Source organism: Erwinia sp. JUb26 (assembly GCF_003751505.1).
GTDB lineage: Bacteria > Pseudomonadota > Gammaproteobacteria > Enterobacterales > Enterobacteriaceae > Erwinia.
Genome location: NZ_RJVB01000011.1, coordinates 1 through 13091 on the forward strand (window position 1 = coordinate 1; position 13091 = coordinate 13091).

The 13091-nt window shown below is 52.8% G+C and carries 11 protein-coding genes; 6 read left to right on the forward strand and 5 right to left on the reverse strand.

The features are described 5' to 3' along the window. Positions 1–135: 135 nt before the first annotated feature. Entirely contained in the window at positions 136–645 is a 510-nt protein-coding gene (gene mobB, locus EC836_RS22570) for a molybdopterin-guanine dinucleotide biosynthesis protein MobB (protein ID WP_123337347.1), read from the reverse strand. A gap of 14 nt (positions 646–659) precedes the next feature. Then, a complete protein-coding gene (gene mobA, locus EC836_RS22575) occupies positions 660–1244 on the reverse strand; it encodes a molybdenum cofactor guanylyltransferase MobA (protein ID WP_123337349.1) in 585 nt (194 codons plus the stop codon). A 76-nt stretch (positions 1245–1320) separates the two neighbouring features. On the opposite strand from mobA, the gene EC836_RS22580 reads away from it, so the two are divergent. From EC836_RS22580 to polA, 4 genes are all read left to right on the forward strand, one after another. Then, entirely contained in the window at positions 1321–1590 is a 270-nt protein-coding gene (locus EC836_RS22580; RefSeq protein ID WP_123337351.1) for a YihD family protein, read from the forward strand. 82 nt (positions 1591–1672) lie between these two features. Continuing rightward, the gene (locus EC836_RS22585) at positions 1673–2665 is read left to right on the forward strand and encodes a serine/threonine protein kinase (protein WP_123337353.1); all 993 of its coding nucleotides are present in this window, start codon (positions 1673–1675) and stop codon (positions 2663–2665) included. A 48-nt stretch (positions 2666–2713) separates the two neighbouring features. After that, entirely contained in the window at positions 2714–3343 is a 630-nt protein-coding gene (dsbA, locus tag EC836_RS22590) for a thiol:disulfide interchange protein DsbA (protein WP_123337355.1), read from the forward strand. A gap of 416 nt (positions 3344–3759) precedes the next feature. Further along, the gene (gene polA, locus EC836_RS22595; protein ID WP_123337357.1) at positions 3760–6555 is read left to right on the forward strand and encodes a DNA polymerase I; all 2796 of its coding nucleotides are present in this window, start codon (positions 3760–3762) and stop codon (positions 6553–6555) included. Between the two features lie 481 nt (positions 6556–7036). Here polA and yihA read toward each other — a convergent pair whose 3' ends face one another. After that, entirely contained in the window at positions 7037–7672 is a 636-nt protein-coding gene (gene yihA, locus EC836_RS22600; RefSeq protein WP_123337591.1) for a ribosome biogenesis GTP-binding protein YihA/YsxC, read from the reverse strand. 553 nt (positions 7673–8225) lie between these two features. Here yihA and yihI point away from each other — a divergent pair. Both yihI and hemN read left to right on the forward strand, forming a co-directional pair. Continuing rightward, on the forward strand, positions 8226–8756 hold the full coding sequence (gene yihI, locus EC836_RS22610) for a Der GTPase-activating protein YihI (protein ID WP_123337361.1): 531 nt from the start codon (positions 8226–8228) through the stop codon (positions 8754–8756). A gap of 232 nt (positions 8757–8988) precedes the next feature. Beyond that, entirely contained in the window at positions 8989–10362 is a 1374-nt protein-coding gene (hemN, locus tag EC836_RS22615) for an oxygen-independent coproporphyrinogen III oxidase (protein WP_123337363.1), read from the forward strand. Between the two features lie 64 nt (positions 10363–10426). Here hemN and glnG read toward each other — a convergent pair whose 3' ends face one another. Further along, the gene (glnG, locus tag EC836_RS22620; RefSeq protein ID WP_123337365.1) at positions 10427–11836 is read right to left on the reverse strand and encodes a nitrogen regulation protein NR(I); all 1410 of its coding nucleotides are present in this window, start codon (positions 11834–11836) and stop codon (positions 10427–10429) included. Positions 11837–11843: 7 nt separating this feature from the next. Beyond that, a complete protein-coding gene (gene glnL, locus EC836_RS22625) occupies positions 11844–12893 on the reverse strand; it encodes a nitrogen regulation protein NR(II) (protein WP_123337367.1) in 1050 nt (349 codons plus the stop codon). Positions 12894–13091: the final 198 nt, after the last annotated feature.

Sequence of the window (13091 nt, forward strand, 5' to 3'; positions counted from 1 at the left end):
GCCGCCTGCGGCGGCCCCGAAGGGGCGAGTATCAGGATGATACGAGTATTGTAGGGAAGTGCCAGGCATCAGATAAAGCAGAAGGCCATCCTCACTGATGATATTCAGTCTGTTTTCTGACCGTATTTCGTGCCTTCATCCTTTCTTTACTGACATCCAGCCTTCAATAAAATCAGCAATCGCCTCTATATTGTTTAAATCTAATTGGATCACATCAAGATCAAGACGAATATCACTGGCAACAGCAATCGTCCATTGATCCAGCGGTAAGGGTAGCTGTTTGCCTGTTTCGGAGCGATGCAGCACAATTTTTGCAACACCCTCATGCTTAAAACCTTCCACCAGAATCAGATCGAGTTCAGATGCGTTCATTCTGCTGGCCAGATAGTGTAAATCGAGCCCGGTCTGCTGTGGTGTTTCCGTCATCAAAGCCCAGCGTGACTGACTGGCTACCAGTACCTGATCGGCCCCCGCTTTACGCAGCTCATAGCTGTCCTTCCCCGGCGTATCAATATCCATTTGATGGTGAGTGTGTTTGATCAGGCCGCAGCGTATTCCTCGATTTTTAAGATTGGGGATCAGTTGCTTAAGCAAGGTGGTTTTTCCCGTTCCGCTCCAGGCAGAAATGGCCAGTAATGGGATCATGGTGAGAATTCCGTTTAGTTTTGGAGATCTTCGGGGCGATTAATATTGTTAAATGCTTGCCCTGCATTGCTAAACAACACGCTGTGCCCGCCAACTTCCTGCAAAAACGGCATCAGCCTGCGATCCCCTCGCTCCAGGAACTGCTGCAGCGGAGTAATGAGCGCACGATTCAATAACGCCAGCGCCGGATGATCCCTCTCTTCAGAGCGAGCCCATACAGCAAGAGCTGAACCTCTATTATCCCAGAGATGTGTAACCAGATTGCCAGGCAGCTGAGGGGTATCGCAGGAAGTAAAAACCACCCATTCTGTCTCAACCTGTTCCAGTGCAGCCAGCATTCCGGCAAGCGGGCCGGGGAAATCAGGCAGGGTATCGGCAATAACCGGAACGCCGCTCTGTTGATATGCCGCAAGGTTCCGATTGGCATTAATCCATACAGTAGACACTTGGGGTTTTAGCCGCTGTAAGACATGAAGATAAAGCGGTAGCTGATGCCAGATAACCAGCCCTTTGTCCTGGCCTCCCATCCGACTGCCACGGCCACCTGCAAGGATCACTCCCGTGATTGCTGGATGTTCAGGACCTGAGTTAATCGCCATTTATTTTATGCCTTATGCTTAAACCGGGCTTACGGCCAGTCATCGTAACTGAAAAGTATTTATAAGGGACAACAATATGAAATGCCATCGACTGAATGAACTTATCACCCTGCTACAGCCCGCATGGCAGCAGGAGCCCGATCTGAATCTGATAGAATTTGTGCAGAAAATGGCTGACGAAGCCGGTTTTAAACAACCTATTAATGAACTGACGGATGATGTCCTGATCTATCATCTCAAGATGCGGGGCAGTGATAAAAGCGCAGAAATTCCCGGATTAAAGAAAGACTATGAGGAGGATTTCAAAACCGCGCTGCTTCGTGCTCGAGGGGTCATTAAAGATTAAATCTCCTCCCGCAGCCGAAGTCATCGGCATTTGATGATATTCTTAGCCGCTATACTTACGCATTGATCAATGAGCCTGCTGCATGACAGACGCTGCTTTTAACTTCCAAACGCTTACACCCGATACCATCCTTGACGCGCTATGGGAAACTGGCCTGCGGGTTGAATCCGGGCTAACGGCGCTGAATAGCTATGAAAACCGCGTTTACCAGTTTGCTGATGAAGATAGACGCCGTTATGTTGCAAAGTTTTACCGCCCTCAGCGCTGGTCGCAGCAGCAGATTGAAGAAGAACATCAGTTTTCCGCCGAACTGCTGGCGGATGAGGTCCCTATCGCTGCGCCGTTGAATCTGCAGGGAAAGATGCTGCATCAGCATCAGGGTTTCTGGTTTGCCGTTTTCCCCAGCCTCGGTGGCCGTCAATACGAAACGGATAACTACGATCACCTGGAATGGGTAGGCCGCTTTCTTGGTCGCATTCATCAGACAGGGCGCAGGGAAACTTTTGCATACCGCCCGACAATCGACCTGTCGGAATATGTCGATCAACCCCTGCAGATCCTCGCCAGTAGCACGCTGGTTCCGAAGGGGCTGAAGGACAGTTTATTAGCAAGTATCGAGCGGCTACGCACAACTTTACAAAACTGCTGGCATACTCAGTGGCGGCCGCTGCGTCTGCACGGTGATTGCCATCCGGGGAATATTCTGTGGCGCGATGGTCCACTTTTTGTCGATCTGGACGATGCGCGTAATGGTCCTGCCGTGCAGGATTTATGGATGCTGGTTAATGGCGATCGGCAAGAACAGCTGATCCAGTGGGATATTTTACTTGAAGCCTACGGTGAGTTTTGTGACTTTGATGCTCACGAATTGTCACTGATTGAGCCTTTACGTGCTATGCGGATGGTTTATTATCTGGCGTGGGTTGTTCGCAGATGGGACGACCCGGCTTTCCCAGGCAGTTTCCCGTGGATGACGGATGAGGATTTCTGGCGTCGTCAGATTTCCATATTTAATGAGCAGGACAAGCTGCTGCAGGAGCCTCCGCTGCAGCTGATGCCTGATTTCCAGGTGTAATCACCCTTTGGTACGCCTACTGAGTAGTAACTAGGAGAGAGTTTCACGATGAAAAAAATTTGGTTTGCACTTGTCGGTATGGTACTGGCATTCAGCGCATCTGCTGCACAGTTTACCGATGGTCAGCAGTATGTCACGCTGGACAAACCCGCATCCGGTGAGCCGCAGGTTCTGGAGTTCTTCTCATTCTTCTGCCCGCACTGTTATCAGTTTGAGCGCGTCTGGCACGTGAGCGAGGCGGTAAAAAAAGGCCTGCCGGCGAATGCAAAAGTGACCAAATACCATGTCGAATTCTTAGGTGGCGACATGGGTAAAACCGTGACTCAGGCATGGGCCGTAGCGATGGCGCTGGGTGTGGAAGATAAAGTGACTGCGCCTATCTTCGATGGCATTCAGAAAACACAGACAATCACCGATCCTGCCAGCCTGAAGGACACCTTCGTAAAAGCTGCCGGTATCAAGCCAGAAGATTATGACGCTGCATGGAATAGCTTTGTGGTGAAATCACTGGTTGCACAGCAGGAAAAAGCGGCAGCCGACGTTGATCTCCGCGGCGTTCCGGCCATGTTCGTTAACGGTAAATACATGGTTAACAACGGTGGTCTGGATACCAGCTCAATGGATAACTATGTTCAGCAGTACGCGAACGTAGTGAAATTCCTGATCGGCCAGAAGTAATTTTTCTGCTTTAATCGCCGGCCTCTCGGGCCGGCTTTTTTTTGCCTGTTGGCGAGCAAACTGGACGAAATGAATTAAAATGGATATCGGCCCTGAGCCACTCTTTTTCAGGCCTCTTCATTACGCTTTTAACTAATATCCACATAATAATAATTCCGCTAAGGCCATTTTAAGTTATTGGTTTTTCCTCTATCACATTGAATAATATGGTTATAAATTTCATCTTTGTTATTCTCTTTTCGCGAATAACGATGAGTTATTGAATTTACACACAAACTTATCCACAGGGGAAGTTGTCGAGGCGTCACGCAAAACGGCAATTGTTCTGTGAATAATGGCCATTGCAGTTTTATCTTTTATGTCGAGCTGTGGCATCCTTAACACCAATCCAAAACTAATCAAGAACGTGACGACCTATGGCTCAAATTGCAGAAAACCCGCTGATCCTGGTAGATGGCTCTTCCTACCTGTACCGCGCTTACCATGCGTTCCCTCCACTGACCAATAGTGCTGGTGAACCCACCGGGGCAATGTATGGCGTATTGAATATGCTGCGCAGCCTGCTACTGCAATATAAGCCTAGCCACGTCGCGGTGGTCTTTGACGCTAAAGGCAAAACGTTCCGTGATGAACTGTTTGAAGAGTACAAATCCCATCGTCCGCCGATGCCCGATGACCTGCGTGCGCAAATAGAGCCGCTGCACACCATGGTGAAGGCAATGGGGTTGCCGCTGCTGGCTGTCTCCGGAGTCGAAGCCGATGACGTCATCGGTACACTGGCGCTGGCCGCTGAAAAAATGGGTAAACCCGTATTGATCAGCACCGGCGATAAAGATATGGCACAGCTGGTGACGCCAAATATCACGCTAATCAACACCATGAATAATGCCATTCTCGGCCCGGAAGAGGTGGTGGCAAAATACGGTATTCCACCGTCACTGATTATCGACTTCCTGGCGCTGATGGGTGACTCATCGGACAATATTCCTGGCGTACCCGGCGTGGGCGAGAAAACCGCGCAGGCGCTGCTTCAGGGGCTGGGCGGTATTAAGGACATCTACGCCAATCTCGATAGCGTGGCCGGTTTAACCTTCCGTGGTGCAAAAACCATGGCGGCCAAGCTGGAACAGAATAAAGAAATGGCGCTGCTGTCCTATCAGCTGGCCACCATTAAGACCGACGTTGAGCTGGATCGGACCTGTGACCAGCTGACGGTCAACGAACCGGCAACGGAAGAACTGCTGAGCCTGTTTAAGCAGTATGAGTTCCGCCGCTGGATTGTCGATCTGGAAGAAGGTAAATGGCTACAGGCCAGGACGGGCAGTACTTCCACGCCGAAAGCGAAAGCTGCACCTGCAGCGGAAGCCGCCGTAGAGGAACAGCCAGCCAGCGTACTGTCATCAGAGGGTTACGTTACCATTCTTGATGAAGAAACCTTTGAAAGCTGGCTGCAAAAATTACAGCGTAGTGAACTGTTTGCCTTCGACCTTGAAACCGACTCGCTGGATACGCTGAGCGCCAATATTGTTGGCCTGTCCTTTGCGGTCGCACCGGGAGAAGCGGCTTATCTGCCGGTGGCACATGACTATCTTGATGCGCCCGATCAGCTGGACCGCAGCAACGTATTGTCACGTCTTAAACCGCTGTTGGAAGACAGCAACGCGCTGAAAGTTGGGCAGAACCTCAAATACGATCGCGGCGTGCTGAAAAACTATGATATAGAATTAAAAGGCATTCGTTTCGACACCATGCTGGAGTCCTATGCGCTGAATAGCGTTGCGGGCCGCCATGATATGGATACTCTGGCATCCCGCTGGCTGAACCATAAGACGGTCACCTTTGAAGAGATTGCCGGTAAGGGTAAGAATCAGCTGACCTTTAACCAGATAGCGCTTGAGCAGGCTGCACACTATGCGGCAGAAGACGCCGACGTGACGCTGCAGCTGCATCTGAAAATGTGGCCTGAACTGGAGAAAGAGCAGGGGCCTAAAGCCGTTTTCGACCAGGTCGAAATGCCGCTGGTGCCTGTTATCTCACGCATTGAGCGTAACGGTGTGCTGATCGACCAGCGCATACTGGCCGCGCATTCAAAAGAGTTGGGGACCCGGCTGGCGGAGCTGGAACTGCGCGCCCATGAGCTTGCCGGTGAGCCGTTTAACCTCTCTTCACCTAAGCAGCTGCAAACGATTCTGTTTGAAAAGCAGGGCATCAAACCGACCAAGAAAACGCCGGGTGGCGCGCCGTCGACCAGCGAAGAAGTGCTCGCCGAACTGGCGCTGGACTATCCACTGCCGAAAGTTATCCTTGAGCACCGTGGCTTATCCAAGCTCAAGTCGACCTATACCGACAAGCTGCCGCAGATGATCAATCCGCACTCTGGCCGCGTTCATACCTCCTATCATCAGACGGTGACCGCGACCGGCAGGCTCTCTTCCAGCGATCCTAACCTGCAGAATATTCCGGTGCGTAATGATGAAGGGCGCCGCATCCGCCAGGCCTTTATTGCGCCGAAAGGGCACGTCATCGTCGCGGCCGACTATTCGCAGATTGAGCTCCGTATCATGGCCCACCTTTCCCAGGATAAAGGACTGCTGACGGCATTTGCTAACGAGCAGGATATCCACCGTGCGACCGCTGCAGAAGTCTTTGGCGTCGCGCTGGACAAAGTGAGCGGCGAGCAGCGACGCAGCGCGAAGGCGATTAACTTTGGTCTGATTTACGGAATGAGCGCATTCGGCTTGTCACGCCAGCTGAATATTGGTGCCGGCGAGGCGAAAAAGTATATGGATCTCTACTTTGAACGCTATCCGGGCGTACTGCAGTATATGGAAAGCACCCGTGAACTGGCTGCGGAAAAGGGCTACGTTTCAACCCTGGACGGGCGTCGGCTGTATCTGCCGGATATTAAAGCCAGCAATGCAATGCGCCGTAAGGCTGCAGAACGTGCAGCGATTAACGCCCCAATGCAGGGGACCGCTGCGGATATTATCAAACGGGCAATGATCGCCGTGGACGACTGGCTGCTCCAGCAAACGGAAACCGCCGTGAAGATGATCATGCAGGTACACGATGAACTGGTATTTGAAGTCAGGGCGGATGCCGTTGATGCCGCGTCGGCGAAAATTCGTCAACTGATGGAAAGCAGTATGAAACTGGATGTGCCGCTGCGTGTGGATGTCGGCGTGGGCGATAACTGGGATCAGGCGCACTAATCACACAGCCATAAGGCCGGGGCACTCAGTTTCCCGGCCAGCACCAACGATAAGAAAATAATCTATTTAATCGTTTCAGCTTCTGACCCTCCACATACTGTGGTTACCAGTAACGCTAACCATTTCAGCTAAAAGCATTTTTTAAGTAATTAAGCTACAGAAAGGGCATCGTTATGTGACGAATGTTGGATCTTGACTGTCGTTTTCTGAAAATTAACTACAAAAAACCCTTTTGAGCGCTCAAAAAATCATGTAGAGTTTATCGCGTAGGGTACAGAGGTAAGATGTTCTATCTTTCAGACCTTTTACTTCACGTAATCGGATTTGGCTGAATATTTTAGCCGCCCCAGTCGTTATGACTGGGGCGTTTTTTATTGTCTGTTACCTTCATCCTTGACGACGCAACCGCCGCGTTAGCTGCGAGCCTTCGCCCCGGTCATTTACTGATGTAAGCTCCCGGGTTCTTATCAGATCATCTATCTCAGATGGTTTCTTCGTCTTCTTCCGTTGCCGGTGGCAAATCGCGATACCAGCTATCCAGCTTCTGGCTCAGCTTATCCACGCCAATTTTCTTCAGCGATGAGAAGGCTTCAACTTCCACCGTGCCGAGGAAGGTTTTTGCTTCTTCACGAACGGCGTTCAGCTGCGCTTTACGCGCCCCGGAAGCCAGCTTGTCGGCCTTGGTCAGCAGTATCAGCACTTCAATTCCGCTCTGCACCGCCCACATAACCATCTGACGGTCGAGATCTTTCAGCGGATGGCGAATATCCATCAGCACCACCAGCCCCTTGAGGCACTGACGTTTTTGCAGGTATTCGGCCAGCGATCGCTGCCACTTCAGCTTCATCTCTTCCGGTACTTCGGCATAGCCATAGCCGGGTAGATCCACCAGTCTGTAGCCCTCGGCAACCTGGAACAGGTTAATTAACTGGGTACGGCCAGGGGTTTTACTGGTACGGGCCAGGCTTTTCTGATTTGTCAGCGTATTGAGCGCGCTGGATTTACCCGCGTTTGAACGTCCGGCAAAAGCAACCTCAATGCCGGTATCGGAAGGCAGATGGCGGATATCCGGGGCGCTGGTGACAAAATGGGTGACGTGATAATTCCAGCCAGACAAAATAAAGTACTCCAGGGAAAAAAGTGAATTGCGTTGATTATACCCTGTATGATCGAAAAGCGCCCGATAAGACATAATAACCCTGGTATTCCCTGTGAGATATTTGCCATAAACAATGGCGGCACTCTCTGCTTTTTTTTCATTACCCTCTTAAAATATGGTTCAATTTCATTGCATTGTATTTTTCATATCCAATAAATAACTAAAAATCAAAGCACAGCCTTGATAGTCGGATGAGTTCGTCTACATTTGAAGGCAGAAACAGGCCGTTTCACTTCAGGATGAAGCGCTCAGTGAGCATCAGGATGATGATGAGCAGGGAAAGGAAAGTGCGAAGGCATCGCATGACAGGATCGGAGCTCACCGGGACGTGGGCGCTTTGCAAAGGAAAACCGGGATGTTGGCTGCTAAAATGGATGCTGACACCGTCAGTCCTTCTGCGGAAGGTGCGAAAAAAGGCGACAGGGTGACCTGCCGCCTTTTTTCTTTCTCTGCTTTCTGCTAGATTCCGCCGCAATTCTATACTGAAGATAAACGTCTGAGAGCAGAAACCATGAAGCAACCTGCACGCACGCCCCAGGGACAAAAACCTGCTGCAAAAAATAAGCGTAAAACCCGTGATGAACTGAATCAGGAAGCGCGCGATCGCAAACGTGATAAAAAACGTAGCGGCAACGCCACCGGCAGCCGGGCTAATCCCGTTACCGAAAGCCAGAAAGCCAGCAGCGATACCAAAAGTAAAGATCCGCGTATCGGCAGCAAAAAGCCTGTCGCACTGGGTGGAGACGCCGCTGCCGCTAAACCCGCCAAGCCTGTGAAAGCGCCTAAAGTGCAGCCTGAGAAAAAACCGCGCCTGACGCCGCAGGAAGAACTGGCGATGCTGGAGAACGACGAGCGCCTGGACGCACTGCTGGATCGTCTGGAAAGCGGTGAGTCGCTGTCCGCGGAAGATCAGGCATGGCTCGACCAGGCCCTGGATCGTATTGATGTGCTGATGGAACAGCTGGGCATTGCTCTGGATGACGATGTTGAAGATGACGCTGCGGAAGAAGATATGTATCGCCTGCTGAAAGGCGGGAACTGATATCGTCATAAATTGAGGCAGGGCAATTATGCTCTGCCTGCCATAACCGGTTTCTCTGCTGATGATTTGGCCTGGATCAATTATTGCGCTGATTCTGCTGTGCTGGCTGGGGTGGTTGTTCGTTAAACTACAGCGGTTATCGCGCCTGAAAGCACGGCTGCGTAGCAGGATCGTCCGCCGGCCTCTCCCTGTCCCGCGACGGTCTGCCCGAAAGCGTAAAAGGTAGGCGAGCATGCAGATACAGAAAGCAGAATGGGATCTCCCGTTAATTCAGAAGTACAACACCTCCGGTCCGCGTTACACCTCTTATCCCACGGCCCTGGAATTTAATCAGGACTACGATGAACGCGCCTTTTTGCGCGCGGCGTCCCGTTATCCCGATCGGGCGCTGTCTCTCTATTTGCATATCCCGTTTTGCCATCAGCTGTGTTATTTCTGCGGCTGCAACAAACAGGTGACGCGCCAGCAGCATAAAGCGGATGTCTATTTGGATGCGCTCGTGCAGGAAATCGCGGCCCGTGCGCCGCTGTTCAGCCAGCGTACCGTCAGTCAGATGCACTGGGGCGGTGGCACCCCGACTTTTCTCACTAAGGCCCAAATTACTCGCCTGCTGGTCACCCTGCGCCAGCACTTTACGTTTGCTGCCGATGTCGAAATGTCGATTGAGGTGGATCCGCGCGAAATTGAACTGGATGTGTTGGATCTTCTGCGCGAAGGGGGATTTAACCGTCTGAGCATGGGCGTGCAGGATTTTAATAAGCAGGTTCAGCAAAGCGTTAACCGGGTGCAGGATGAGGCGACGATCTTCGCCCTGATGGCCCGGGCACGGCAACTGGGTTTTACCTCGACCAATATCGACCTGATCTACGGTCTTCCGCATCAGACGGCGGAGAGCTTTGCGTTTACCCTGCAAAAGGTGGCCGATCTTAACCCGGACCGCCTCAGCGTATTCAACTATGCCCATCTGCCAGAGCTGTTTGCGGCCCAGCGTAAGATCCGCGAAGCGGATCTACCCAACGCGCAGCAGAAGCTGGATATTCTGCAGCAGACTATCGCTTCACTGACCGCTCAGGGCTATGAGTTTATCGGCATGGACCACTTCGCTCGCCATGATGACGAACTGGCGATCGCGCAGCGCGCCGGTAAACTGCACCGCAATTTCCAGGGTTATACCACTCAGGGAGACAGCGATCTGCTGGGAATGGGGGTTTCGGCTATTAGCATGATCGGGGATAGCTACGCGCAGAACCAGAAAGAGCTGAAGCACTATTACGCCGCCATTGAGCAGGAAAAAACAGCGCTCTGGCGCGGACTCCAGCTCACCGATGATGACTGCCTGCGACGCGATGTGATCAAGAGCCTGATGTGCAACTTCTCGCTGTCATTTTTAGCGATCGAAGCGCAGTGGGGGATCGACTTCCAGCACTATTTTGCTGACGATCTGCAACAGCTGCAGCCGCTGATTGCCGACGGGCTGGTGGATTGCCACCAGAAGGGCCTTCAGATAACGCCTAAGGGCCGATTGTTGGTAAGGAATATCTGCATGTGCTTTGACAGCTATCTGCGCCAGAAAGCCCGCAGGCAGCAATTTTCACGGGTGATTTAATTCAGCTGAAAAAAAGCGAGCCGCATGCGGCTCGCCTTCTGAACTCACGACCGAAAAAACGTCGTTATTCCATTCCCAGCTCTTTCAGCTTGCGGGTCAGCGTGTTGCGCCCCCAGCCAAGCAGGCGTGCGGCTTCCTGCTTGTGGCCCTGAGTATGGCGCAGGGCGGTGGTCAGCAGCGTGCGCTCCATCTCCGGCTGCGCTTCCGACAGCAGGTTTTGATGACCGGAACGTAGCGCCCTGTCGGCCCACTGTGCCAGCAGCGTTGCCCAGCTGTCCGGCAGAGACTGGCTTGGACTGTCCGGCGTTGACGTTTCAAACAGCTCCGGCGGCAGATCCTGAATCAGTACTTCCTGCCCGGCGGCCATCACCGTCAGCCAGCGGCAGGTGTTTTCCAGCTGGCGCACGTTACCGGACCAGTGCAGGCGAGTCAGCGCTGTTTCGGTTTCCGGGTGCAGTATTTTTGCTTCCACACCCAGTTCACGAGCGGCCACCTGCAGGAAATAGCGCGCCAGACGCGGAATGTCTTCGCGGCGTTCACGCAGCGGCGGCAAATGCACGCGAATAACGTTCAGGCGGTGGAATAAATCCTCACGGAATTTTCCTTCCTGCACGCGCATTTCCAGGTTCTGGTGGGTTGCCGCGATAATGCGCACATCCACCTTCACCGGGGCATAGCCGCCCACGCGATAAAACTGCCCGTCGGCCAGCACGCGCAGCAGTCGGGTCTGCACATCCAGCGGCATATCGCCAATTTCATCAAGGAACAGCGTACCGCCGTCCGCCTGCTCGAAGCGGCCCTGACGAATTTGATTGGCGCCGGTAAATGCACCTTTCTCATGGCCGAACAGCTCGGACTCAATCAAATCCTTGGGGATGGCGGCCATGTTCAGCGCAATAAAGGGCGCTTTTGCCCGTGGGCTGTGGCGGTGCAGCGCGTGCGCCACTAACTCTTTACCGGTACCGGACTCACCGTTGATCAGGACGCTGATCGAGGAACGGGAGAGGCGGCCGATAATGCGAAAGACATCCTGCATGGCCGGCGCCTCACCGATGATATCGGTAGTCGGCCCGCTGACAGGCTGATTGCGCGGCTGCTGCTGCTCCTGATAGTGGCTGATAGCGCGCTCAACCAGCGCCACCGCTTCATCAATATCAAACGGTTTAGGCAGGTAATCAAACGCACCCTGCTGATAAGCACTGACGGCGGCATCCAGATCGGAATGCGCGGTCATGATAATCACCGGCAGCATAGGATGACGCTGTTTAATCTGTTTAAGCAGCGCCAGCCCGTCCATGCCCGGCATACGAATATCCGATAATAAAACGTCTGGGGTTTTGGTTGCGAGCGCGTCCAGCACCTCATTGCCACTTTCAAACGTGACACAACTTAAACCGGCTCCAGTGAGCGCGCGTTCAAGCACCCAGCGGATGGAGCTATCGTCATCGACGATCCAAACTATCCCTCGTTGCATAGAAACCTCACTGGCGAATAGGCAGAAAAACTGAAAACTCAGTGTGTCCGGGCCAACTGTTGAACTCTATTTTCCCGGAATGCTGGTCTATCAGGCTGCGGGCAATCGACAGCCCCAGCCCGGTGCCGCCTTCGCGGCCGCTGACCATCGGGTAAAACAGCGTGTCCTGCAGCTGTGACGGGATGCCCGGGCCGTCATCTTCAATATCGATGCGTGCCACCAGGCGATAGCGCGTACCGTGCAGCGTGAGCTGAAACGCCGTACGGGTACGTAGCGTAATGGTTCCACCCTGGTCGCCCAGTGCCTGTAGCGCGTTACGGACGACGTTAAGCAGAACTTGTTCGATTTGGTCGGGATCGTGCGGCAGCTCTGGCAGGCTGGGATCGTAATCCCGCACCAAAGAAACGTTATCGGGCAGCTCCATAGAAACCAGATTCACCACGCGTTCAGCCACTTGATGGATGCTCTGAGTCACGTGCATACCCGGCTGCTGGGGGCCCAGCAGGCGATCGACCAGATTGCGCAGGCGGTCAGCCTGTTCAATGATAACTTTAGTGTATTCGGTTAAACCCGGATCGGGGAGAGCTTTGGCCAGCAGTTGTGCTGCGCCGCGTAATCCTCCCAGCGGATTTTTAATCTCATGCGCCAGACCACGAACCAGATCGCGGGCAGCGACCTGTTGCGCGTGCTGCAGCTGTTCCTGGCTCAGACGGCGCTGATTATCCATCGGCGCCATTTCCATCAGAATCAGACCATCCGGCAGGCGCTGGGCAGTCAGCGACATAATATGGGCGCGACTGTCGACCACCAGGGTGACTTCGCTGTCGGTAAAGCCCTGACCTGCATCCAGGTTCTCGAGCATCACTTCAATATTAAGAGAGAAATAACCAATCAGTTCCGGTAACGGTGTACCGAAAAGTTTGCGGGAACTTTGCGCCAGCAATTGCTGCGCTGCGGGGTTGGCATAATGAATCACCAGCTCGCTATCAACTAACAAAATGCTGTTGATCAGTGAATTGAGAATCTGCCCAGCATCGGGCAGAGCGCCAGTTGCCATAAAGCGTTCTCCTGAGTCATTCGCGCGCACCAATTTAGTGCATTATAGTCATTTAACCCGGAAATCATCGTGTGAAACGATGAATTTGTGGAGAAAAAAGCCCATCCGAAGATGGGCTGAAAGTTTCCACGGCAACAAAATCCCAGGCGTTTATCGTGCTGGAGCATGGCGGGTTCCTCAATCTCACCCACATGGCAA